At 72.8% G+C, this 22,493-nt stretch carries 21 protein-coding genes; 9 read left to right on the plus strand and 12 right to left on the minus strand.

The window, feature by feature from the left end; all coding sequences use genetic code 11:
- Window positions 1-5 precede the first annotated feature (5 nt).
- From BCF33_RS09360 to BCF33_RS09370, 3 genes are read right to left on the minus strand one after another with little or no spacing between them, the layout of a single operon-like run.
- Window positions 6-1,841: an ABC transporter ATP-binding protein gene (locus BCF33_RS09360; RefSeq protein WP_106160677.1), complete on the minus strand. Its 1,836-nt coding sequence runs from the start codon at window positions 1,839-1,841 to the stop codon at window positions 6-8.
- 45 nt (window positions 1,842-1,886) lie between these two features.
- Window positions 1,887-3,044 (minus strand): CCA tRNA nucleotidyltransferase, encoded by a 1,158-nt coding sequence (locus tag BCF33_RS09365; RefSeq protein ID WP_106160678.1) that lies wholly within the window; start codon window positions 3,042-3,044, stop codon window positions 1,887-1,889.
- Entirely contained in the window at window positions 3,041-3,616 is a 576-nt protein-coding gene (locus BCF33_RS09370) for an NUDIX hydrolase (RefSeq protein WP_106160679.1), read from the minus strand. The genes BCF33_RS09365 and BCF33_RS09370 overlap by 4 nt, the downstream gene beginning before the upstream one ends.
- Before the next feature lie 57 nt (window positions 3,617-3,673).
- Here BCF33_RS09370 and BCF33_RS09375 point away from each other — a divergent pair, with 57 nt between their 5' ends.
- On the plus strand, window positions 3,674-4,204 hold the full coding sequence (locus BCF33_RS09375; RefSeq protein WP_158259400.1) for a DUF4329 domain-containing protein: 531 nt from the start codon (window positions 3,674-3,676) through the stop codon (window positions 4,202-4,204).
- 40 nt (window positions 4,205-4,244) lie between these two features.
- On the opposite strand, the gene hslO is transcribed toward BCF33_RS09375, so the two are convergent.
- Together hslO and BCF33_RS09390 are read right to left on the minus strand one after the other, a co-directional pair.
- Window positions 4,245-5,228, minus strand: coding sequence for an Hsp33 family molecular chaperone HslO (hslO, locus tag BCF33_RS09380; RefSeq protein ID WP_106160681.1), 984 nt, complete (start codon window positions 5,226-5,228; stop codon window positions 4,245-4,247).
- 495 nt (window positions 5,229-5,723) lie between these two features.
- Window positions 5,724-7,001 (minus strand): PP2C family protein-serine/threonine phosphatase, encoded by a 1,278-nt coding sequence (locus BCF33_RS09390; RefSeq protein WP_106160683.1) that lies wholly within the window; start codon window positions 6,999-7,001, stop codon window positions 5,724-5,726.
- Window positions 7,002-7,115: 114 nt separating this feature from the next.
- On the opposite strand from BCF33_RS09390, the gene BCF33_RS09395 reads away from it, so the two are divergent.
- Complete coding sequence (locus tag BCF33_RS09395; protein ID WP_106160684.1) at window positions 7,116-7,430, plus strand: Hpt domain-containing protein; 315 nt, start codon at window positions 7,116-7,118, stop codon at window positions 7,428-7,430.
- On the opposite strand, the gene ilvA is transcribed toward BCF33_RS09395, so the two are convergent.
- Window positions 7,427-8,653: a threonine ammonia-lyase IlvA gene (ilvA, locus tag BCF33_RS09400; protein WP_106160685.1), complete on the minus strand. Its 1,227-nt coding sequence runs from the start codon at window positions 8,651-8,653 to the stop codon at window positions 7,427-7,429. The genes BCF33_RS09395 and ilvA overlap by 4 nt on opposite strands.
- A complete protein-coding gene (locus BCF33_RS09405) occupies window positions 8,650-9,438 on the minus strand; it encodes a hypothetical protein (protein ID WP_106160686.1) in 789 nt (262 codons plus the stop codon). Before BCF33_RS09405 ends, ilvA begins: the two co-directional genes overlap by 4 nt.
- Window positions 9,439-9,572: 134 nt before the next feature.
- Here BCF33_RS09405 and BCF33_RS09410 point away from each other — a divergent pair, with 134 nt between their 5' ends.
- The 7 genes from BCF33_RS09410 to msrA all read left to right on the plus strand — a co-directional run bounded on the left by BCF33_RS09410 (window position 9,573) and on the right by msrA (window position 17,475).
- Window positions 9,573-10,796, plus strand: coding sequence for an argininosuccinate synthase (locus tag BCF33_RS09410; RefSeq protein WP_106160687.1), 1,224 nt, complete (start codon window positions 9,573-9,575; stop codon window positions 10,794-10,796).
- Window positions 10,797-10,839: 43 nt separating this feature from the next.
- On the plus strand, window positions 10,840-11,259 hold the full coding sequence (locus tag BCF33_RS09415) for a DUF1810 domain-containing protein (protein ID WP_106160688.1): 420 nt from the start codon (window positions 10,840-10,842) through the stop codon (window positions 11,257-11,259).
- 77 nt (window positions 11,260-11,336) lie between these two features.
- Window positions 11,337-12,917 (plus strand): ABC transporter substrate-binding protein, encoded by a 1,581-nt coding sequence (locus tag BCF33_RS09420; protein WP_245883799.1) that lies wholly within the window; start codon window positions 11,337-11,339, stop codon window positions 12,915-12,917.
- A 145-nt stretch (window positions 12,918-13,062) separates the two neighbouring features.
- Window positions 13,063-14,079, plus strand: a complete 1,017-nt coding sequence (locus tag BCF33_RS09425) for an ABC transporter permease (RefSeq protein ID WP_106160689.1) — start codon at window positions 13,063-13,065, stop codon at window positions 14,077-14,079.
- Window positions 14,080-14,204: 125 nt separating this feature from the next.
- The gene (locus BCF33_RS09430) at window positions 14,205-15,059 is read left to right on the plus strand and encodes an ABC transporter permease (RefSeq protein WP_245883836.1); all 855 of its coding nucleotides are present in this window, start codon (window positions 14,205-14,207) and stop codon (window positions 15,057-15,059) included.
- On the plus strand, window positions 15,056-16,768 hold the full coding sequence (locus BCF33_RS09435; protein ID WP_106160690.1) for an ABC transporter ATP-binding protein: 1,713 nt from the start codon (window positions 15,056-15,058) through the stop codon (window positions 16,766-16,768). Before BCF33_RS09430 ends, BCF33_RS09435 begins: the two co-directional genes overlap by 4 nt.
- A 68-nt stretch (window positions 16,769-16,836) precedes the next feature.
- Window positions 16,837-17,475: a peptide-methionine (S)-S-oxide reductase MsrA gene (gene msrA / locus BCF33_RS09440; RefSeq protein ID WP_106160691.1), complete on the plus strand. Its 639-nt coding sequence runs from the start codon at window positions 16,837-16,839 to the stop codon at window positions 17,473-17,475.
- Here the strand turns inward: msrA and BCF33_RS09445 are convergent.
- The 5 genes from BCF33_RS09445 to choX all read right to left on the minus strand — a co-directional run bounded on the left by BCF33_RS09445 (window position 17,472) and on the right by choX (window position 22,480).
- A complete protein-coding gene (locus tag BCF33_RS09445; protein WP_106160692.1) occupies window positions 17,472-18,650 on the minus strand; it encodes a Gfo/Idh/MocA family protein in 1,179 nt (392 codons plus the stop codon). The genes msrA and BCF33_RS09445 overlap by 4 nt on opposite strands.
- The gene (locus BCF33_RS09450; RefSeq protein WP_106160693.1) at window positions 18,647-19,435 is read right to left on the minus strand and encodes a sugar phosphate isomerase/epimerase family protein; all 789 of its coding nucleotides are present in this window, start codon (window positions 19,433-19,435) and stop codon (window positions 18,647-18,649) included. Before BCF33_RS09450 ends, BCF33_RS09445 begins: the two co-directional genes overlap by 4 nt.
- Before the next feature lie 69 nt (window positions 19,436-19,504).
- A complete protein-coding gene (gene choV / locus BCF33_RS09455) occupies window positions 19,505-20,539 on the minus strand; it encodes a choline ABC transporter ATP-binding protein (protein WP_106160694.1) in 1,035 nt (344 codons plus the stop codon).
- Window positions 20,536-21,438: a choline ABC transporter permease subunit gene (choW, locus tag BCF33_RS09460; RefSeq protein ID WP_106161536.1), complete on the minus strand. Its 903-nt coding sequence runs from the start codon at window positions 21,436-21,438 to the stop codon at window positions 20,536-20,538. Before choW ends, choV begins: the two co-directional genes overlap by 4 nt.
- A gap of 109 nt (window positions 21,439-21,547) precedes the next feature.
- Complete coding sequence (gene choX / locus BCF33_RS09465) at window positions 21,548-22,480, minus strand: choline ABC transporter substrate-binding protein (RefSeq protein ID WP_106160695.1); 933 nt, start codon at window positions 22,478-22,480, stop codon at window positions 21,548-21,550.
- Between the last annotated feature and the right edge of the window lie 13 nt (window positions 22,481-22,493).

Genomic DNA, 22,493 nt, shown 5'->3' on the forward strand with positions numbered 1-22,493 from the left:
GCGGCCTACTCCGCCGCCTCGCGCCGGTCCCGGAAGCCGCCCGACTGGCGGTCCCAGTAGCGGGCGTAGAGGCCGCCGCGCGCCAGGAGCGCGGCATGGGTGCCCTCCTCGACCACCCGGCCCTCGTCGAGGACGACGATCCGGTCCATCTCGGTCAGGGTGGACAGGCGGTGCGCGATGGCCAGCACGGTCTTGCCCTCCATCACCCGCCCGAGGGCCGCCTGGATCGACGCCTCCACCTCCGAATCGAGGGCCGAGGTGGCCTCGTCGAGCACGAGGATCGGCGCGTCCTTCAGGATCGCGCGCGCGAGGGCGATCCTCTGGCGCTGCCCGCCGGACAGGCGCACGCCCCGCTCGCCGAGGAAGGCGTCGTAGCCCTCCCGCCCCTCGCGGTCGCGCAAGGCCAGGATGAACTCGTGCGCCTCGGCGGCCTTCGCGGCCGCGACCACCGCCTCGTCCGAGGCGCCGGGATCGCCGTAGGCGATATTGTCCCGGGCCGAGCGGTTGAACATCGCCGTCTCCTGCGTGACCAGCGCGATGGCGCGGCGCAGGCTGTCCTGGGTGACGCGGGCGACGTCCTGCCCGTCGATGCGGATCGCGCCCCCCTGCACGTCGTGCATCCGCAGCACGAGGTTCACGAGCGTCGACTTGCCCGCCCCGGACGCGCCGACGATGCCGACCTTCTCGCCCGGCCGCACGGTCAGCGAGACGCCATGCAGCCCCTGCCCCCCCTCGCGGCCATAGGTGAAGGAGACGTCGTCCAGCTCGATCCGGCCGCCGTCCACCGCGAGGTCGGCCGCGCCCTCGGCGTCCACCAGCGTCGGGCGGGGTGAAAGGGTGCGCATCCCGTCCTCGATCTCGCCGATGTAGGAATAGACGCCCATGAAGGTGAACGAGACCCAGCCCGACATCTGCGCCAGCCGGATGGAGATGGCCCCGGCCGAGACGATGGCCCCCGCCGTCGCCGCCCCCGTGGACCAGTAGTACAGCATCATCCCGACGAGGATCACCGGCAGCAGGCCCGCGAGCGCGAAGAGCGACACCCGGAACGCCGCCGAGAGGCGGCCGAAGCGCAGCGCCGCCCCGCGGAAGCGGCCCATGGCGTCGAGGGCTGCGCGGTCCTCGTGCTCGGAATGGGCGAAGAGCTTCACGGTCTTGATGTTGGTGACCGTGTCCACGACCTGGCCCGTCACGGCGGCCCGCTTGCCGGCGCGGTCCTTCGCCCGGACCCGGATGCGGGGCAGGAAGAAGGCCATCAGCCCGAGATAGGCCACCACCCACAGCGCCATCGCGGCGCCCGCGCGCGCGTCGATCCCCGCGACCATGATCGCCGCCCCGACGATCGAGGCCAGCGCGAAGAGGCCGGTGTTGATGACGTCGACCGTGACGCTCGTGACGGCGTTGGCGGTCTGCATCTGCTTCTGGGCAATGCGGCCGGCGAAGTCCTCGTCGAAGAAGGTGACGGCCTGGCCCATCGTCCAGCGGTGCAGCCGCGTCAGGACCTGGTTCTGGATGTTCGGCTGCAGCACCACCGCCTGCATGATCGCGCTCGCCCCGGTGACGGCGGGACGCAGGATCACGAGGAATGCCGCCGCCGCGAGGAGGAGCGGCATCGTCCCGGCCCAGAGCTCCGACGGGCCGGAGGCGAGGGCGGCGTCGATGATCCATCCCAGCAGGAGGGCGGTCAGCACCTCGAACACGCCGGCCGTGACCGAGAGCGCGCCCGCGATCCCCAGGGCGAGGCCCCCGCCCGCCAGGCACCAGCGCGCGAACGCCCAGAGCGTGCGCGGCGGCGGGCCGGAGGCCGGGACCTCGGGGTCGATGATGTCGGATAGCTGCACGGGCGCCCCCCAGGCGGCCCTACGTAGTCCTTCTGGCCGGTGGCGCTAGGCCCTCTCGCCCAACGCGATCCGGCGGAGGGCCTCGCGGTCGAGGGTCAGGTCGGAGGCGAGCCAGGCCCGCTCGGCCCGCTTCAGCCCCTCTCCCAGCGCCGGGCCCTCCAGCGCGGGCATCAGGTGCCTCGCGGCGAGGGGGAAGGACGCCTCCGCGCCCGCCGCGATCCGCTCGAAGGTCTCGGCCGGGACGCCCCCCTCCGCAGCGGCCGCGGCGAGGAGCGCGGCGTCCTCGGCGGCCTCGCGCCCGAAGGCCCGGCCCAGGGCGGCGGGGGGAAGGGTCGACGCGGCCGCCCCGGCCCGGCGCTCCATGCCCCTGGCCTCGGCGTTGGACAGCCGCCAGCCGTCCACCGCGCCGCCGAGCGCCAGCGCCCGCCGCTCCCACCGGGGGGGGAGGTCGCCCTCCGCATGGACGAGGGAGGCAACGTTCGAGGCGGACGCGCCCGGCATGACCCGTGCCAGCACCCCCGAGGCCGCCATCGCGGCGAGGGCGGGCGCGGGATCCGGCGCGGCGAGGAGCTTCTTCATCTCGGCCCCGATCCGCTCGGCCGAGAGGCGTCCGAGGCCGCCGGCATGGCGCGCGCAGGCGTCGAGGGCGTCGGGGTCGATGCCGCCGGACGGATCGCCGTACCAGGCGTGGAAGCGGAAGAAGCGCAGGATGCGGAGGTAGTCCTCGCGGATGCGCGCGTCCGGCGCGCCGACGAAGCGGACCCGGCGGGCCAGGAGGTCGGGCAGCCCTTCCAGCGGGTCGACCACCGCGCCGTCCGGCGCGGCGTAGAGGGCGTTCATCGTGAAGTCGCGGCGCGCGGCGTCCTCGGCGACCTCGGCGGTGAAGGCGACGCGGGCGTGCCTTCCGTCCGTCTCCTCGTCGCGGCGGAAGGTCGTGACCTCGTAGGGGCGCCCGTCCGAGACGACCGTGACGGTGCCGTGCGCGATCCCCGTCGGGACGGCGCGCAGTCCGGCGCCCGCGGCGGCCGCGACGACCGCCTCCGGCGCGGCGTCCGTCGCGATGTCGAGGTCCGAGACCGGCGCGCCCAGGAGCGCGTTGCGCACGCAGCCCCCGACGTAGAGCGCGCGGTGCCCGGCCCCCTCCAGCGCATCCGTCACCGCGCGCGAGGCGGGATCGTCCAGCCACTCCGCCCGGAGCCTCAAGGCGCCATCCCCCGCAGGATCCGGGCCGTCGCGCCCCAGACGTACCAGGGGCCCCAGGGAACGGCGTGGTAGCGGCGCCAGGCGCCGCGCCATTCCCGCCGGCGGACGCGAAAGCTCGCCGGGTCCGTCAGATAGGCCAGCGGCGCCTCGAAGACCTCGTCGACCTCGCCCCGCTCGGGCACGGCGCGGAAGGACGGGTCCATCCTGGCGAGGACGGGGCGCACGCGAAAGCCGGTCACCGTCTCGTGCGGGGCGAGGAGGCCGACCACCTCCGCGTCCCGGAGGCCCACCTCCTCGCGGGCCTCGCGCAGGGCGGCGTCGACGGCGCCCTCGCCCGGCTCGAGCTTGCCGCCGGGGAAGGCGACCTGGCCGGGATGGTGCTTCAGCCGCGCCGAGCGGCGGGTCAGGACGATCCGGTCGACGTCGCGGCGGACCACGCCGACGAGGACCGCCGCCTCGCGCAGGGAGGGGCGGGCGGGGGGCCGCGCCTCCGGGTTCAGATCGAAATCCGAGGTGGCCCCGTCCCCCGCGGCGGGCAGGAAGCGCGTCAGATCGGCATCGCCCTGCTGCATCCCGCATCCATCGCGCCTATGCTCGCCCCCGACAAGCACCATCGGGAACCCTCGCCCATGAAGCCCCTCTTCGCCGTGCTCGCCGTTCTCGTGGCCCTGCCGGCCCTCGCCCAGACGCCCGAGAGCCCGCGCGAGTTCAAGCGCGTCGTCAAGCTGCTGAGCGACCTCAACGCCCGGTCGGTCGACGAGAGCCGGGAGTATTGCGGCGCGCTGGGCCGCGACGAGGGGGGCTTCGAGGTGCACCTCGCGCCGCACCGGGGCGAGGGGGCGTCCTGCGGCAGCGCGGCCGCCCCGCGGGCATGGGACCAGGTGATCGACTACCACACCCACGGGAGCTTCGACGAAGGCTACATGAACGAGGTCCCGTCGGACGACGACGTCCTCTACACCCTCGAGCGGGGCAACCCGCACTACGTGGCGACGCCGGGCGGGCGGCTCTGGCGGATCGACCCGGCCAACGGGATCTCGGTCCTCGTCTGCGGGCCGCGCTGCCTGCCCTTCGACCCGCGCTACGACGAGAGGGCCCACCGCCCCGTGCGGGAGGCCTACACCCTTCGCGAGCTCGAGCAGAGGATTTTCAGGCGCTGACGGGGGGCCTGGGGCGCCCAGGACCGCCCGGAGCGGCGGATCAGGGGGCCTCGGTCGCCTCGAAGCCCAGGGTTGCTGGATCGAACTCGTAATGGGCGCCGCAGAACTGGCAATCGGCGGTGACGCGGCCGTCCTCGGTCGTCATGTGGCCGATGTCGCGGGCCGAGTAGATCGACAGCGACTGGCGCACCCGCTCGGCCGAGCAGGGGCAGCCGAACTCGGCCGGCTGGGGGTCGAAGACGCGCGGCCCCTCCTCGTGGAAGAGGCGGACGAGAAGCTCGGTCGGCTGGAGCGAGGGGCCGATCAGCTCGAGGTCCTCGACCGTGTCGAGCAGCATGTTCGCCCGGCGCCAGTTCTCGCCCTCTTCCGCCGACAGGATGTCCCCGGCCTGCAGGAGCCCGCCCTCGCCCGTGGCCTCCCTGGCGAAGGGGCTGGCCTTGGGCATGTGCTGGAGCATCACGCCCCCGCCGCGCCAGCTCTCGCGTCCGCCGGGGGCGATGTCGACGCCGACCGAAAGGGCGAAGCGCGTGGGAAGCTGCTCGGACTGGGCGAAGTAGGTCTCCGCGCAGGCGGTCAGCGAGCCGCCGGAGATGGGCGTGATGCCTTGGTAGGGGTGGGTACCCTGGCCCTGATCGATCAGGATGGCGAAGTAGCCGCGGCCGATCTGCCCGAACGGGTCGGCGCGCTCGTCCAGGCGCTCGGCGTCGAAGGAGGCCCAGGCGCGCAGGCGGCCCGGCTCGCCCGGGGTGTCGGGCGCGTGCCAGTCGGTCGCGATGAGGCGTGCGGGCCCGTCGCCGCGCACCTGCAGCGAGAGCTTCCAGCCAGGGTTCACGTTCTGCCCGATCAGCGCGGTCAGGAGGGCCATCTCGGCCACCAACCGCTCGATCGGGGCGGGGTAGTCGTGCTGCGACAGGACGGCGTCGAGCGTGCCGTCGAGGCGCGCGATGCGGCCCCGGATGTCGGAGGCGTCGAGTTGGAAGGGCAGGACGGTGTCGTCCCACGCGATCTTGGAGATGTCGTTCATCGGCTTTCCCTTTCGCGGGCTCGGACCGGGATATAGGGACCGGGCGCGCGATGTTGCAGGGGCGGGGGGCCGCGGAAGGGGGCGGCATCACCGGGCGGCAGGCAGGGCACCGGCGCGGGGCGCGCGGCGCTGCCCGTCCCCGGCGGGGTGCTGCTGACGATGCAGGAGACGGAGGCCCGTCCCGAGGTGCAGCTTCCGGGCGGCGGGGCCGATCCGGGGCGAGCATCCCTCGCGGGCGCGTCGCCGCGAGGTGCTGGAGGAGACGGGCCGGACGATCGCCGGCCCGCCCCGGCCGGGGCGCGGCGATGCCTCGTCCGGATGCTGGGGCACGGCTTCCACGCCGGGGGGGTCTGCGCCGCGTTCCTCGCCCGGCCCGCGCCGCGTCGCGGCCCGCCGGCGGAGGCGGGGCGGCGCCTCGCGGCGAGCGGGGGGCCGGGGAGGCCGGGGAGGCCGGGGGGGACCGGACCTGCCTGCGGCGGGCCTTCGGCGCGGGCGCTAGCGGGCGCGGGCGGGGCGCTTTCGCGCCGCCGCCCCCTGCCATTCGAGAAGCAGCGCGCTGACGTCGTCGGCGGGCGGATCCCCCGCGGCGTGGATCGAGAGGCCGTTCGTTATCGTCCGCAGCAGGCCCTGCCCGCCGCCGCCCGCGATGGCGAGGAGCCCCTCCTCGCCGAGCTGCCCGGTGGGCCCCTCGCATTCGGTGATCCCGTCCGAGTAGATCAGAAGCTGGTCCCCCTGCGCGAGGGTCAGCGCCTCGGCGTCGTACTCGGCCCCTTCGATCAGCCCGACGGGCAGCCCGCCCGAACCCTGGAACGTCCCGCCGCCGCCGCGCAGGAGAAGGGGCGGCGGGTGGCCGGCCTGGACGAAGGTCATCGTCCCGGCCGAGAGATCGAGATCGGCGTAGAACATGGTGAAGTAGAGCTCGGTCCGCATCTCGCGGAGCGCGAGCTGGTTCAGGCGGGCGGCGACGCGGTCGGGGCGCAGCGGGCGCCCGAGCTCGAACGCGGCCGATCCGCCCTGGCCGTCGCCCGACAACCAGCCCTTCACCCGCATCGCCATCAGCGCCGACGAGATGCCGTGGCCCGACACGTCGATCGCCCAGAGCGCGAGGCGCCCGCGCGCGAGGGGGAACCAGCCGAGGAGGTCGCCGCCGACCTTGCCGCTGCTCTCGTAGTGGGCCTGCAGGAGGGCGGGGCCGTGCGTCTCGGTCCGCTGGGGGACGAGGCTGCGCTGGAGGCGCCGCGCCTCGTCCAGGTCCCGCTCGGTCGCGTCGAGGGCGCGGCGCAGGTCGGCGAGCGCGGCCTCCGCCCGGGCGCGGGCGGCGGCGGCGGCGTCCTGCGCCGCGAGCATCCGCACCCCCGCCTGCACCCGGGCGCGCAGGTCCGCGCCGCGGAACGGGATCGAGACGAGGTCGTCCGCCCCCGCCCCGAGCCCTTCGGCCGTCGCGTCCTCGTCCGCGCGGCCCGTCAGGAGGATCGAGTAGACGTAGCGCCCCGTCCCCGCCGCGACCTCGCGGATATGGCGGCAGAGCTCGGGGCCGGAGCCGCCGGGAAGCCGCCAGCCGCTGACGACGATGGCCGGCCGGCCCGCGCGCACCGCGCGGAGCGCGTCCTCCATCGCGCCGGCCTCCTCGATGGGGCAGCCGAGGGGGGCGAGGTGCGCGCGCACGAGCCGGCGCTTCAGCCGGCTGGCATCGACGACGAGGACGACGGGCGGCGCGTCCCCGTCCGGGTCGGCGCGGGGCGGCCCGGCGGGGCTGGAGGAGGCACTGGTCACGCGGGATCCTTCGCACGGGGCGCGTTAAGGTCGGGTGAACGGGGCCGTTCGTCTTTCCTTAGGAACCCGGTGCTAGAGGGGGCCCGGAACGGAACGGCCCGGAGGAGGGACGAGATGCCGGACGAGATCGACGATGGATGGATCCTGCGCCTGTCGGAGGAGATCGGCGCGGAGGCCGTGGACGAGGTCGTCGCGATCTTCGTGGAGGAGACGCGCGAGGGCGTCGCCCATCTGCGGGGCGGCGCGGACGCGGGCGAGGTCCTCCATTCGCTGTCCGGGGCGGCGGCGAACCTGGGCTTCTCCGCGCTCGAGCGGGACGCGCGGGGGGCGATGCTGGCGCTCTCGCGGGGCGAGGAGGTGCCGCTGGCGCCGCTCGCCGGACGGTTCGAGGAGGTCTGCACGGCGCTCGAGCGGCGGGTCGCGGCCTAGATCACGAACTCGACCATCACGGGATCGTCCGTGATGTCGCGGAAGGAAAGCCCCTCGGCCTGGACCCGCGCATCGAGCGCGAGGAGCTCGGCCGGAGACGCGCTCTCGATCCCGATGAGGACGGTGCCGACGGTGCGGGCGGACTTCTTGAGGTACTCGAACCGGGTGATGTTGTCGTTCGGCCCGAGGAGGTCGAGGAAGCCGCGAAGCGCGCCGGGGCGCTGGGGCAGCGAGAGGATCCAGTACCGCTTGAGCCCGGCGAAGCGGGCCGCCCGCTCGCGCACCTCGGGCAGCCGCTCGAAGTCGAAGTTGCCGCCCGTGCAGACGGCGACCACCGTGCGCCCGGCGAGGTCGCCCATGTGCTCGACCGCGTCCACCGCGAGGGCGCCGGCCGGCTCGAGGACGATGCCCTCGACGTTCAGCATCTCTTGGATGGTGCCGCAGAGGCGGTCCTCCGGCACCGTGACGACCGCGGCGGGGTCCATGCCGCGCAGGAGGGCGAAGGGCCGCGCGCCGATCCGCGCCACGGCGGCGCCGTCCACGAAGTTCGGCACTTTCCCGATGTCCACCGGCGCCCCCGCAGCGAGCGCTGCCTTCAGCGACGCGGCGGTCTCAGGCTCGGCCAGCCGCAGCTCGGGCCCGCCGTCCCCGAAGAGGAGGCGCGCGCCCGCCGAGAGGCCCCCGCCGCCCACGGGCATGACGAGGACGTCCGCCCCGGGCACCGCCTCGGCGATCTCGGCGGCGACGGTGGCCTGCCCGGCGATCACCGCGTCGTCGTCGAAGGGCGAGAGGAACCGCGCGTCCGTGCCCGCGGCATTGTCCAGCGCGGCGGCGAGGCATTCGTCGAACGTGTCGCCGACGAGGCGGATCGTCACCCATTCGCCGCCGAACTGGGCGGTCTTCATGCGCTTCTGCTCGGGCGTGGTGACGGGCATGAACACCTCGCCCCGGACCTTGAGGCGCGCGCAGCACCAGGCGACGCCCTGCGCGTGGTTGCCGGCCGAGGCGCAGACCACGGGGGCGCCGCTGCCGCGCATCGCGTTGAACGCGCCCCTGATCTTGTAGGAGCGCACGGGGGTCAGGTCCTCGCGCTTGAGCCAGACCTCCGCGCCGAGGCGGTCAGAGAGGAAGGCGTTGCGCTGGCAGGGCGTGGGCGGGAAGAGCGTGCGGATCGCCGCGAGCGCGTCCCGGACCGCTGGCGGGGCGGCCGCAGGCGCGGTCAAACCGGCCGGCCCTCGACGAGGTGGCCGTAGAGCGCGGTCAGGATCGACACGCCCAGCATCGTGGAGAACCAAGTGACGGCGAGGCCGAGGAGGACGCCCGCGATCCCCAGCGTGCCGAGCGCGCCCGCGACGATCTGGAAGACCGCGTTGAGCGCGGAGAGGAGGATCGCGACGGTCAGGATCGCCCCGGAGGCCCGCTTCGTCACGGTCCACGAGCCTCCGATCCCGAGGTCCCCGCCCACCGCCTTCGCCGGCAGCGCGAGCGAGAAGCGCAGGCCGACATAGCTGAGGAGGACGCCGATCCCGAAGCCGAGGAGCGAGAGGACCAGGAAGCCCGCGTCCGGTCCCAGCGACCCGATCAGGGCCCCCGCCACCAGGCTGACGGGAATGGCCAGCGCGACGACGACGAGGGCGACGGCGATCGCCGTCAGGGCGTAGCGCAGCAGCGCGCCGGCGGGCGGCACGGGGACGAGGCCGGGGTCCTCCTCGAGGAGGACGTAGCGATGCCAGGCGACGGCGATCCAGCAGAAGGCGACGCCGTAGAGCAGCGCGACCAGGATCAGGCGGCCGCTCGCGGCCGCGAGGGCCTGCGCCACCGCCGGGTCGACGGCTACGGGATCTGCGCCGAGGTCGGCTTGGACCGTCGCCAGCGTCGCCAGGGCCGGCCTGCCCAGGAACCAGGCGAGCGCGGCGAAGATCACGAGCGGCGCGGCCGACGCCCTGAGCGCCGCGCCGAGGTTGCGCATGAGAAGGCCGATGGCCTTTCCGACGATCTCAGGTCCCATGTCCGTTCCCTTCCGCTTGCTGCCACCGGGTGCCGCGCGGGCGCGGCGCGGTCAACGCCCGCGGCTTGCCGGGGCCCGCCTTCGGCGCTACCCGCGCCCCGCCCGCAACGTCCCCAAGCCGGAGAGCCACGCCCATGCCGAAGCCCAAGAAGGTCGTCCTCGCCTATTCGGGGGGGCTCGACACCTCGATCATCCTGCGCTGGCTGCAGGAGGAGTACGGCTGCGAGGTCGTCACCTTCACCGCCGACCTCGGCCAGGGCGAGGAGCTGGAGCCCGCGCGTCGGAAGGCCGAGGCCATGGGCGCGAAGGCGGTCTACGTCGAAGACCTGCGCGAGGAGTTCGTGTGCGACTTCGTCTTCCCCATGTTCCGGGCGAACGCCGTCTACGAGGGGCTCTACCTGTTGGGCACGTCCATCGCGCGGCCCCTGATCTCGAAGCGGCTGGTCGAGATCGCGGCGGCCGAGGGGGCGGACGCCATTGCCCACGGCGCGACGGGCAAGGGCAACGACCAGGTCCGGTTCGAGCTGGCGGCCTACGCGCTGGACCCGGACATCAAGGTCGTCGCCCCCTGGCGCGAATGGGACCTGACGAGCCGCACGAGGCTGATCGACTTCGCCGAGAAGCACCAGATCCCCATCGCGAAGGACAAGCGCGGCGAGGCGCCCTTCTCGGTCGACGCGAACCTCCTGCACACCTCGTCCGAGGGCAAGGCGCTGGAGGACCCCGCGCGCGAGGCCGAGGCGCACGTCTTCCAGCGCACCGTCGCCCCCGAGGACGCGCCCGACCGGCCCGAATACGTCGAGATCGGCTTCGAGCGGGGCGACGCCGCGTCCGTCGACGGCGAGGCGCTGTCGCCCGCCGCGCTGCTGGCGCGCCTGAACGAGCTGGGGGGGCGCAACGGGATCGGGCGGCTCGACCTCGTGGAGGGGCGGTTCGTGGGCATGAAGTCCCGCGGCATCTACGAGACGCCGGGCGGCACGGTGCTGCTGGCCGCGCACCGCGGCATCGAGCAGATCACCCTCGACCGGGGCGAGGCGCACCTGAAGGATGAGCTGATGCCCCGCTACGCGGAGCTGATCTACAACGGGTTCTGGTTCTCGCCCGAGCGCGAGATGTTGCAGGCAGCGATCGACCGCTCGCAGCGGCACGTCACGGGCACTGTCCGGCTGAAGCTCTACAAGGGGTCGGCGGACGTGGTGGGGCGGTGGTCGGACGCCTCGCTCTACTCGGAGGCGCACGTCACCTTCGAGGACGACGCGGGCGCCTACGACCAGAAGGACGCCCAGGGCTTCATCCAACTCAACGCCCTGCGCCTGAAGCTGCTGGCCGCCCGGGCGCGGCGGCTGGGGTCGAACTAGGGCGGCGGCACGCTAGTCTGCGGGCGGTGGAGGGAGGTCCGCGATGACCGAGGAGCCCGACCTGGACCGCTTCCTGCGCGCGCAGGAGCACGACTTCGAGACCGCCCTCGGCGAGCTGCGGGCGGGTCGCAAGCGCACGCACTGGATCTGGTGGGTCTTCCCGCAACGCGCGGGCCTCGGCACCTCGCCCACGGCGGAGGCCTTCGGCATCCGGTCCGAGACGGAGGCGCGCGCCTACCTCGCCCATCCGGTCCTGCGCGAGCGTCTGGCACGGGCCGCCGAGGCGATGCTGCGGAACGAGGGACGCCCCCCGGAGGAGGTGCTGGGCGATCTCGACGCGATGAAGCTGCGCTCCTCCGTGTCGCTCTTTCTCGCGCAGCCGGGCGCGCCGGAGGCGCTGCGGCGGGTGCTGGACGCGTTCTACGGCGGCGAGGCGGACCCGAAGGCGGGCTTCGGCGGCTAGGGAAGCGCCCTTGCCGCTTGCCCTTTGCCCCCGCGCGCGCTTCCCTGCCCGCAGAACGAAACATAGGGAGCATCACCATGACCCGCATGATCGGCCTTGGGGCCGCCGCGCTGATGGCGTCGACCAGCCTCGCCTCCGCCGAGACGGTCCGCTGGGCCCGCGCCGGCGACAGCCTGACGCTGGACCCGCACGCCCAGAACGAGGGGCCGACCCACACCCTCGCCCACCAGATCTACGAGCCGCTGATCCTCCGCGACATGACGGGCGAGCTTCAGCCCGCCCTCGCGACCGACTGGGCCGTCTCGGAGGAGGACCCGAACGTCTGGGTGTTCAACCTGCGCGACGGCGTGACCTTCCACGACGGGTCCGAGTTCACCGCCGAGGACGTCGTCTTCTCCTTCGAGCGGGCGCAGTCCGAGACCTCGGCCATGAAGGAGCTGCTGAACTCCATCGTCGAGGTTCGGGCGGTCGACGACCACACGGTCGAGTTCGTGACCGACGGGCCGAACCCGATCCTGCCGGCGAACTTCACCAACCTCTTCGTCATGGACAAGGGCTGGACGGAGGAGAACGGCGTCACGGCCGTCCAGGACATCGCCGCCGGCGAGACGACCTATGCCGCGACCCACGCCAACGGCACCGGCCCCTACGTGCTGGAATCGCGCGAGCCGGACGTGCGCACCGTGCTGACCCAGAACGAGGACTACTGGGGCCAGGGCGAGTTCCCCCTCGACGTCACGCGGATCGAGTACACGCCGATCCAGAACGCGGCCACGCGGGTCGCCGCCCTGCTGTCGGGCGAGGTGGACTTCATCCAGGACGTGCCCACGCAGGACATCGCGCGGGTCGAGGGCACCGAAGGGCTGACCGTCAAGACCGCCCCGCAGAACCGGGTGATCTTCTTCGGCATGAACTCGGGCGCGGAGGACATCGAGGGGGACGACGTCGACGGGGCGAACCCGCTGGCCGACCCGCGCGTCCGCCAGGCGATGAACATGGCCATCAACCGCGACGCCATCCGGCAGGTGGTGATGCGCGGCCAGTCCGAGCCCGCCGGGATGATCGCCCCGCCCTTCGTGAACGGCTGGACCGAGGCGCTGGACGCGCTGCCCGAGGGCGACCTCGATCAGGCCCGCGCCCTCATGGATGAGGCCGGCTACGGCGACGGGTTCTCGATCCAGCTCGACTGCCCGAACGACCGCTACGTCAACGACGAGGCGATCTGCCAGGCCGTGGTCGGGATGCTGGGCCAGATCGGCGTGAACGTGAACCTGAACGCGCAGTCCAAGGCCCAGCACTTCCCGCTGATTCAGAACAAGACCACGGACTTCTTCATGCTGGGCTGGGGCGTGCCGACCTACGATTCGGAATACGTCTTCAACTTCCTCGTCCACACCCCAACGGACGACCGGGGCTCGTGGAACGCGACGGGCTACTCGAACCCCGAGGTCGACGCGATGATCGAGTCGCTGGCCTCGGAGACGGACCTCGACGTCCGCAGCCAGACCGTCGCCGACATCTGGGACACCGTGCAGGACGAGACGCTCTACCTGCCCGTGCACAACCAGGTGCTGAACTGGGGCGAGACGGACAGCATCGATTATCCTTCCGTCGATCCCGACGACCAGCCGATGTTCAAGTACTTCACGATCGACTGATCCGGGCCGGACGTCCGGCGGGCTGGGAGGGGGCGGACCGGAGGGTCCGCCCCCCTTCTCCTTTTCCGGCAGCGGGCGGGGGCGGCGCGCGCCCGGGCGGCCGGCACGGCTTGACCCGTCCCCCGGGCGCGCAGAGAAGCGAAGGATGCTGTCCTACATCCTGCGCCGCATCCTGCAGTCCGTGATCGTCCTTCTGGTCGTCGGCCTCGTTGCGTTCTCGATGTTCCGCTTCGTCGGCGACCCGATCGAGCAGCTCCTCGGGCAGGAGCGGACGCAGGCCGACGTCGATCGCCTGCGCGAGGCGCTGGGCCTGAACGAGCCCTTCGTCGTCCAGTACCTCGGCTTCCTCGGGCGGGCGATCCAGGGCGATTTCGGGATCTCCTACCGTCAGGCGCGGCCCGTGGCCGAGATCCTGCTGGAGCGCGCGCCCGCCACGCTCGAGCTGGCGCTGGTCTCGGGCATCATCGCGGTGGTGCTGGGCATCGCCCTCGGCGTGTTCACCGCGATCCGCCGCGAGGGGTTCGCGGCGAACGCCATCATGACGGTCTCGCTGATCGGGGTCAGCCTGCCGACCTTCCTGATCGGGGTGCTGCTGATCTGGTTCTTCGGCATCGGCATCGAGATCCCCGTGCCCTGGGGGGACGGGACGATCTCGACCAAGCTCTTCCCGACCTTCGGGCGGGGCGAGGTCGTGGACCTCGGCTGGTGGACGACGGGCCTGCTGACGGAATCGGGCCGCGCCTCGCTGGTGCTGCCGGCGATCACGCTGGGCCTCTACCAGATGACGCTGATCATGCGCCTCGTCCGCTCGGAGATGCTGGAGGTCCTGCGCCAGGACTACATCCGCTTCGCCCGGGCGCGGGGGCTGAAGGCGCGGGTGGTGAACTTCCGGCACGCGCTGAAGAACACGCTCGTGCCGGTCATCACGATCATCGGCCTGCAGCTCGGCGCGATCATCGCCTTCGCCATCATCACCGAGACGGTGTTCCAGTGGCCCGGGGTCGGGCTCCTCTTCATCAACGCGGTGCAGTTCGTCGACATCCCGGTGATGGCCGCCTACCTGATGCTGGTCTCGGTGATGTTCGTGGTGATCAACCTGATCGTCGACCTACTCTACGTGACGGTGGACCCGCGGCTTCGGATCGACGGAGGCACCGCGTGACCGACCCGACCCACATCCCCGCCGATCCCCACGAGGAGACGCCGCTCGCGCCCTCGGCGCACCGCCCCTCGCGCTGGAGGGCGGTCTGGGACGGCGACCTCGCCTGGAGCTTCCGCCGCTCGCCCGTGGCGCTGGTGGCCGCCCTCGTGGTGCTGGTGATGGTGCTGGGGGCGGCGCTGGCGCCGCTGATCGCGCCCTACACCCCGTTCGACCCGGCCTCGCTGAACCTCTTCAACGGCATCACCCCGCCCTTCACGGCGAACGAGTTCACGGGCGACTACTTCCTCTTCGGGACCGACGACCAGGGGCGGGACGTGCTCTCGACCATCCTCTACGGGCTGAGGATCAGCCTCTTCGTGGGGGTGATGGCGGTGCTCTTCGCCATGCTCCTGGGGATCACGCTGGGGCTGCTGGCGGGCTACGCGGGGGGCTGGACGGATACGGTCATCATGCGGGTCGCGGACGTGCAGCTGACCTTTCCGTCGATCCTCGTGGCCCTGCTCATCTTCGGGGTGGCGCGGGGGATCGTGCCGATCGAGCACCGCGCCGACATGGCGATCTGGGTGCTGATCCTGGCGATCGGGCTGTCGGACTGGGTCCAGTTCGCCCGCGTCGTGCGCGGCGCCACGCTGGTGCAGAAGGACCGCGAGTACGTGCAGGCCGCCCGCCTGATCGGCCGCTCGAACGGGGCGATCATGTTCCGGCACATCCTGCCCAACGTGCTGTCGCCGGTGCTGGTCATCGCGACGATCTCGCTGGCGCTCGCGATCATCGCGGAGGCGACGCTGAGCTTCCTCGGCGTCGGCGCGCCGCCCACCCAGCCTTCGCTCGGCACGCTGATCCGCATCGGGCAGGACTTCCTCTTCTCCGGGGAGTGGTGGATCCTCTTCTTCCCGGCGATGACCCTCCTCGCGCTCGCGCTATCGGTGAACCTGCTGGGCGACTGGCTGCGCGACGCCCTGAACCCGAGGCTGCGGTGACCGATCCCGTCCTGAAGATCACCGGCCTGACGGTCGAGATCCCGACCCGCCGGGGCGTCGTGCGGCCCGTGCGCGACGTCTCATGGGACATCCGCCCGGGCGAGATCGTCGGCGTGGTGGGCGAGTCGGGCGCAGGCAAGTCGATGACGGGCAACGCGGTGATCGGCCTTCTGGACCGGCCCGCGCACATCTCCGCGGGCGAGATCGACCTCGACGGGCGGCGGATCGACGACCTCCCCGAGCGCGAGAAGGCCCGCATCCGCGGCCGGCGGATCGCGATGATCTTCCAAGACCCGCTGACCTCGCTCAATCCGCTCTTCACGGTGGGCCAGCAGCTGGTGGAGACGATACGCGCCCATCTGGACGTCTCGGCGGGCGAGGCGCGCGAGCGGGCCGTCGCCCTCCTGGACCGCGTGGGCATCCCCGACCCGGGAACGCGCGTCGACCAGTACCCGCACCAGTTCTCGGGGGGGATGCGCCAGCGCGTGGTGATCGCCCTCGCGCTCTGCGCCGAGCCCGAGGTCGTCGTGGCGGACGAGCCGACCACCGCGCTCGACGTGTCGATCCAGGCGCAGATCCTCGACCTCATTCGCGAGCTGGCGCGCGAGAGAGGGATGGGCGTCATGCTGGTGACGCACGACATGGGCGTGATCGCCGAGACGACCGACCGGGTGAACGTCATGTACGACGGCGAGATCGTCGAGAGCGGGCCGACCGCGAGGGTCCTTGGCGCGCCGGAGCATCCCTACACCCAGTCCCTCGTCGCCGCCGTGCCGCGCCCCGACCGCAAGCTGCGCCGCTTCCCCCAGGTCTCCTACGGAGGGCGCGAGACGGCCTTCCGGATCGAGGACCTCGCCCGCGACTGGCCCGCGCGGCCCGCCGGGGACGGCCCCTTCCTCGAGGCGCGGGGGCTGACCAAGCGGTTCCTCGAGAAGGGCAGCCTGATCCCCTCGCGCCGTCGCTGGTTCACGGCCGTGGACGACGCGAGCTTCGCCATCCGCCCCGGCGAGGTGTTCGGCCTCGTCGGGGAGAGCGGGTCGGGTAAGTCGACCATCGCCCGGATGATCGCGGGGCTCTACCCGCTCGACGAGGGCGAGGTGCGCTTCGAGGGCGAGGTCGTGGCCGGCGCAGGGGCGACGGAAGCGGCGCGGGACGCCTATCGCAGCCAAGTCCAGATGATCTTCCAGGACCCGTTCTCGTCCCTCAACCCGCGCCACAGGGTCGACCGGATCGTGGCCGAGCCTGCGCTGCATCTCGGCGTGATCCCGAAGGCCAACGTCACCGCCCGGGTGGGCGAGCTCCTCGACCGCGTGGGCCTCGGGGCGGAGGCCGGGCTGAAGTACCCGCACGAGTTCTCGGGCGGGCAGCGGCAGCGCATCTCGATCGCGCGGGCGCTGGCGACCCAGCCCCGCTTCCTCATCTGCGACGAGCCGACCAGCGCGCTCGATGTCTCGATCCAGGCGCAGATCCTGAACATCCTGAAGGACCTGCAGGAGCATCTGGGGCTGACCATGCTGTTCATCAGCCACGACCTGCCGGTGGTGCGGCAGATGTGCGACCGGGTGGGGGTCCTGAAGGACGGCCGCCTCGTCGAGGTGGCGGAGACCGCGCGGCTCTTCGAGGCGCCGGAGCATCCCTACACGCGCGAGCTGATCTCGCTGATGCCGAAGACGGACCTTCTGTCGAACGCCGGCCTCGCGGCGGAATGACATCCGCGCGAGCGGGGATGGACCCCGCGCGCGCCGTTCCCAGTTTGGCGGGCAAAGGAGAACCCGTCATGCTCAAGCCCCTCGCCCTCGCCTGCGCCGCCGCATTGCCCCTCGCCGCGCCTCTCGCCGCCCAGGCCGACACGATCACCGTGGCGGGGGGCTGCTTCTGGTGCGTGGAGGCGGACTTCGAGAAGGTGCGCGGCGTCTCGGAGGTCGTGTCCGGCTATACCGGCGGCACGGTGGAGGACCCGACCTACCGCGAGGTCGTGCGCGGCGGCACCGGCCACTACGAGGCCGCCGAGATCGAGTACGACCCCGCCGAGATCAGCGAGCGGCAGCTCTACGACCTGTTCCTGCGCTCGGTCGACGTGTTCGACGAGGGCGGGCAGTTCTGCGACCGCGGCGACAGCTACCGCACCGCGATCTTCGTGGACGACGCCGAGAGCCGCGAGGCCGCCGAGGCGGCGGTGGCCGCGGCCGAGGCCGAGCTGGGCCGCGAGATCGTGACGCCGATCGTCGACCTCGGGCCATTCTACGACGCCGAGGACTACCATCAGGACTACTACAAGTCCCAGGACCTGATCCTGACCCGCTTCGGCCCCCGCGCGAAGGAGACGGCCTACCAGCTCTACCGCGACGCGTGCGGGCGCGACGACCGCATCCGCGACATCTGGGGCGAGGACGCCCCGTTCCTGCCCGCCTCCTAGGCCGGGACCGGCTCGCCCGCGAGGAGGGCGCGGGCCTCCTCGGGGCCGAGGGCCTCGGGCCGCGGGCAGGTGGTGGCCATCTCGACGAAGCGCCGCTCGCGCCCCGAACGGATCACGGCGTCGAGCACCTCGGTGACGTGGAGCGCGAAGGCGAGGCCGCAGCGCGCCTCGCGCCCCTCGCGGATGGCGGCCGCCATGTCCGCGAGGCCGATGCCCCTGTAGTCGGCCAGACGGTGCCCGCCGGGCTGGACGCGGTTGCGCACCGACAGGGGGTGCCCTTCGCCCTCGTGGCGCCGGGGGCGGCCGTCGCGGCCGTGCACCTCGACCGCGCCGCCGAAGAAGTTGGGGTCCTGCGGGACCAGGGTGCCTTCGGTGCCGTAGAGCTCGAGGTGGCGATGGCCGTGGGCGTGGGCATCCCAGCTCGCCCCGAGGGTGACGACGGCGCCGGAGGCGAACTCGAGCAGGGCGTGGTGCGTGGTCGGGACCTCGACGGGGACGGAACGGACCGCCGCGCCCGGCGCGGTGACGGCGCGGGTCCCCGACGCGGTCGCCGACATCCCCGCGACGCGGGCGACGGGGCCGAGGAGGTTCACGATAAGGGCGACATGATAGGGCCCCATGTCGAGGACCGGCCCGCCGCCGGCCCCGTAGAAGAAGCCGGGGTTCGGATGCCAGTGCTCCATCCCCGGGGAGAGGAAATGCGCGGTGCCGTGGACGATCCGCCCCGCCGCGCCCTCGTCCACCAGCCGCCGCGCCGTCTGGTGCGCCGCCCCGAGGAAGGTGTCCGGCGCGCTCCCCACGCGGCGGCCCGTGCGCGCCGCGATCGTGGCGAGCGCCTGCCCTTCCTCCAGGGAGAGGGCGAGGGGCTTCTCCGAATAGGCATGCTTGCCGGCCTCGAGGATGGCTGCCGTCACCTCCCGGTGCGCGGAGGGGACGGTCAGGTTCAGGACGATGTCGACGTCCGGCGCGGCGAGCAGCCCCTCGACGGTCTCTGCCCGCAGGCCGTGGAGCGCCGCCTTCGCGGCGGCCGCGGCCGGGTCCAGGTCGGCGACCGCGCGGAACTCGATCCCCCGGAAGAGAGGCGCGAGCGACAGGTAGCTGCCCGAGATGTTGCCGCAGCCGATCACGCCGACGCCCATCGGGCGTCCGCCGAACGCGGGGGACTGGTCGTTCATCCGGGTATTCCCTCGATGCGGCGGGCGGCTTTGAAAGCCGCGCCGGCAAAGCGGTCGTGGTCGGAGGGATCGTCGTGCTCGGCGATCCAAGAGGCGGGGGCATGAGGGGCGAGCGCGGCTGCGATGGCCGGCCAGTCGAGCGTGCCGGCGCCCGGGTCGGCCCAGCCGCCCTCCCCCTCGCCGCCGCCCACGCGCGCGAGGTCCTTGAAGTGGACTGCGCGGACCGCGTGGCCGTGCCGCGCGATCGCCTCCAGCGGGTCGGCGCCGGCGCGGGCGATCCACGCGATGTCCAGCTCGAGCGGCACGCCGGCGGCGACGATGTGGTCGATTGGGCGGGTGCCGTCCGGCAGGATCGCGAACTCGAAGTCGTGGTTGTGCCATCCATAGGGAACGCCGGCCCCGTCCAGCGCCCCCCCCGCCCGGGCCACCCGCGCGGCGAGCGCCCGCCAGCCTTCGGCGTCCGCGGGACGCTCCGCCACGAAGGGCACGAACGCGGCCTCCAGCCTCAGCGCCCGGACGATGTCGAGGGCGGCGGGCGGGTCCCCCTCGACCAGATCGAGCGGCAGGTGCGCCGTGCGCATCCGCAGGCCCGCGCCCTCCAGCGCGCGGCTGAGGCGCCTCGCGTCGGCCGGCGTCCGGTAGAGGTCCGCCCAGCCCTCGACCCAGGAGAAGCCGTGGCCCCGCAGCATGGCGAGCGTGTCCTCGAGCGGCCAGCGCCGGGAGGAGTAGAGTTGGTATCCGATCATGCGATCCTCGCACACGGGGCGCCGCAGCGCGGCCGTCACGGAGGATCTTGGCGCAACCGGAGGGGGCGGCGGAAGGAGGGAGGGGGCGCGGCGCGACGACGCCCCCCGTCAGTTGCCGTTCAGCCGCGCCATCACGGATTCGGGCGTGACCTCGCCGATCAGCGCGTCGCCGTCGCGCACGCCGATCGGACCCGGCGCCCCGGCGAGCGCCTCCATCACGGACGACAGGGGGGCCTCGGCGGGAATCGCGCGTTCCGGCACGCCGCTGGAGGGCACGCACACGTCGCGCGCGCGCAGCACGCCGAGCGGGTTCATGTGCGCCACGAAGTCCGCGACGTAGCCGTCGGCGGGGGCGGTGTAGATCTCCGGTGGGGTGCCGCTCTGGACGATGCGCCCCCCCTTCATGATGGCGATCCGGTTGCCGATCTTGAACGCCTCGTCGAGGTCGTGGCTGACGAAGACGATGGTCTTGCCCAAGGTCTGCTGCAGCTCCAGCAGCTCGTCCTGGAGGCGGGTGCGGATGAGGGGGTCGAGGGCGGAGAACGGCTCGTCCATCAGGAGGATCGGTGCCTCGGTGGCGAAGGCCCGCGCGAGGCCGACGCGCTGCTGCATCCCGCCCGAGAGCGTGTCGACCCTGCGGTCCGCCACGTCCGCGAGGCCCACGAGCGCGAGCTGCTCGTCGACGCGGCGGCGCCATTCGTCCTTCGGCACGCCCGCCAGCTCGAGCCCGAGGCCCACGTTGCCGCGCACGTCCCGCCAGGGCAGGAGGCCGAACTGCTGGAACACCATGGCGATCCGGCGCTGGCGCAGCCGCCGCAGCGCGCGCCCGCCCGCCCTCGTGACCGAGACCATGCCGTCCCCGTCGTCGACCCGGACCTCGCCGCGCACGACCGGGTTCAGGCCGTTCACCGCCCGCAGCAGGGTGGACTTGCCCGACCCGGACAGGCCCATCAGCACGACGATCTCGCCCTGCGCCACTGTCAGCGAACAATCGTGGACGCCCAGCACTTGGCCCGTCGCCTCCTGCACCTCGGCGCGGGTGCGCCCCTCGTCCATCAGGGGCAGCGCGCGCTTCGGCCGGGGGCCGAACACGATGGAGACGTCGTCGAACACGACGGCGGGCCGCTCGGGGGGGGTGCTCATCGGCGCCGGTCCACCCGCAGCATCCGGTCGAGCATGATGGCCACGACGACGATGACGATCCCGCTCTCGAAGCCCAGGCCGGTGTTGACGCTGTTGAGCGCCCGGACCACCGGCACGCCGAGGCCGTCCGCGCCCACGAGGGCCGCGATGACCACCATCGAGAGCGACAGCATGATCGTCTGGTTCAGGCCGGCCATGATCTGCGGCAGAGCGTGGGGCAGCTCTGCCTTCCACAGCACGTTCCGCCGGGTGCCGCCGAACGCCTCGACGGCCTCGATCAGGGGCTTGGGCGTGGACGAGACGCCCAGATGCGTCAGCCTGATCGGCGCGGGCAGGACGAAGACGACCGTGGCGATCAGCCCCGGCACCATCCCGATGCCGAAGAAGACGATGGCGGGTATGAGATAGACGAAGGTGGGCAGCGTCTGCATCAGGTCGAGGACGGGCCGCATCCCGCGGTAGAGCGCGGGCCGGTGCGCCGCGGCGATGCCGATGGGCACCCCGACGGCCATGCAGACCGCGCAGGCGAAGAGGACGAGCGTCAGGCTCTCGGTGGTCTCGTCCCAGTATCCCTGGTTGACCACGAAGAGGAGGCCGAGGAGCACGAGGAGCGTGACGCCGGCCCGCCGGTGCAGCGCGAAGGTCAGCGCGGCGAGCAGGCCGATGACGACGAACGGGTGCCAGTCGGGGGGATAGAGGTACTCGACCTCGCGGCGCGGGATGTCGCGCAGCCATCCGGTGTTGGGCGGGTCCTGCAGGACGGCGACGACGGCCTCGATGGCCGCCTCGGCGCCGTCGCGGAAGCGGTCCACCACGGCGGCCGCGTTCTCGCGCGTCCATTCGAACGCCGCCTCCGCGCCGTCGCCGACGCGCAGCTTGCACTCGGTCAGGAAGCCGATGGGGGTGCGCTCGCCCGGGTCCAGGGGACGCTCGCACCCGGTGAGGGTCTGGAGAAGGCCTGCCATGGCGGGATCGACCCGGCGCCGAGGGGGCGCCGGGCCGGAAGGTTCACATGCCCAGCCCGGCCTTCACGGCGGCGACCGCGTCGCCTCCGTCCAGCGTCGTCACGCCGTCCAGCCAGGGGGCCCACTCCGCCTCGTTGCCCGAGAGCCAGGTCCGCGCGGCGTCGCGCGGGTCCTCGCCGCCGTCGAGGATGGCGCCCATGATCTCGTTCTCCATGGGCAGCGAGAACTCGAGGTTCTCGAGGAACGTGCCGAGATTGCCGCACTCCTCCCGCAGGCCGGCGCGGGTGTTGGTGTGGACGGTGGCCCCCCCGAGGTCGGGGCCGAAGAAGTCGTCGCCCCCCTCCAGGTAGGTCAGGTCGAAGTTGGCGTTCATGGGATGCGGCTCCCAGCCGAGGAAGACGATGGGCTCGTCGTCGGCCGACAGGCGGTCCACCTGCGCGAGCATCCCCTGCTCGGAGCTCTCGACAAGCTCGAAGTCGCCGAGGCCGAAGGCGTCCGCGTCGATCATGCTCTGGATCAGGCGGTTGCCGTCGTTGCCGGGCTCGATGCCGTAGATCTCCCCGTCCAGGGCGTCGGCGTTCGCGGCGATGTCCTCGAAGGAGGCGATGCCGATCTCGGCGCCCGCCGCGTTGGTCGCCAGCGTGTACTTCGCCCCCTCGAGGTTGGCGCGCACCGTCTCGACGGTGCCGGCCTCACGGTAGGGGGCGATGTCGGCCTCCATGGTGGGCATCCAGTTGCCCAGGAACACGTCCACGTCGCCCCCGGCCATCGCCGTGTAGGTCACGGGCACCGCGAGCACGCGGGTCTCGGTCTCGTAGCCCAGCGCGTCGAGGATCACGGTCGCCGTGGCCGTGGTAGCGGTGATGTCGGTCCAGCCGACGTCCGAGAACACGACCTCGGCGCAGTCGCCGGGTTCCTGCGAGAGGGCGGCGCCCGCGCAGAACGCCAGCGCGGTGGTCGCGAGTATGGTCTTCATGGGTCTCTCCCTG

The organism is Hasllibacter halocynthiae, from assembly GCF_003003095.1.
In the GTDB taxonomy this organism is placed as follows: Bacteria; Pseudomonadota; Alphaproteobacteria; order Rhodobacterales; family Rhodobacteraceae; genus Hasllibacter; species Hasllibacter halocynthiae.

Excerpts from the sequence above, each read along its gene's own strand:
- BCF33_RS09370 (WP_106160679.1), bottom strand. The coding sequence starts at position 3,616 with ATGCAGCAGGGCGATGCCGATCTGACGCGCTTCCTGCCCGCCGCGGGG.
- BCF33_RS09375 (WP_158259400.1), top strand. The coding sequence starts at position 3,674 with ATGAAGCCCCTCTTCGCCGTGCTCGCCGTTCTCGTGGCCCTGCCGGCC.
- hslO (WP_106160681.1), bottom strand. The coding sequence starts at position 5,228 with ATGAACGACATCTCCAAGATCGCGTGGGACGACACCGTCCTGCCCTTC.
- BCF33_RS09395 (WP_106160684.1), top strand. The coding sequence starts at position 7,116 with ATGCCGGACGAGATCGACGATGGATGGATCCTGCGCCTGTCGGAGGAG.
- BCF33_RS09405 (WP_106160686.1), bottom strand. The coding sequence starts at position 9,438 with ATGGGACCTGAGATCGTCGGAAAGGCCATCGGCCTTCTCATGCGCAAC.
- BCF33_RS09410 (WP_106160687.1), top strand. The coding sequence starts at position 9,573 with ATGCCGAAGCCCAAGAAGGTCGTCCTCGCCTATTCGGGGGGGCTCGAC.
- BCF33_RS09415 (WP_106160688.1), top strand. The coding sequence starts at position 10,840 with ATGACCGAGGAGCCCGACCTGGACCGCTTCCTGCGCGCGCAGGAGCAC.
- BCF33_RS09420 (WP_245883799.1), top strand. The coding sequence starts at position 11,337 with ATGACCCGCATGATCGGCCTTGGGGCCGCCGCGCTGATGGCGTCGACC.
- BCF33_RS09425 (WP_106160689.1), top strand. The coding sequence starts at position 13,063 with ATGCTGTCCTACATCCTGCGCCGCATCCTGCAGTCCGTGATCGTCCTT.
- msrA (WP_106160691.1), top strand. The coding sequence starts at position 16,837 with ATGCTCAAGCCCCTCGCCCTCGCCTGCGCCGCCGCATTGCCCCTCGCC.
- BCF33_RS09445 (WP_106160692.1), bottom strand. The coding sequence starts at position 18,650 with ATGAACGACCAGTCCCCCGCGTTCGGCGGACGCCCGATGGGCGTCGGC.
- choV (WP_106160694.1), bottom strand. The coding sequence starts at position 20,539 with ATGAGCACCCCCCCCGAGCGGCCCGCCGTCGTGTTCGACGACGTCTCC.
- choX (WP_106160695.1), bottom strand. The coding sequence starts at position 22,480 with ATGAAGACCATACTCGCGACCACCGCGCTGGCGTTCTGCGCGGGCGCC.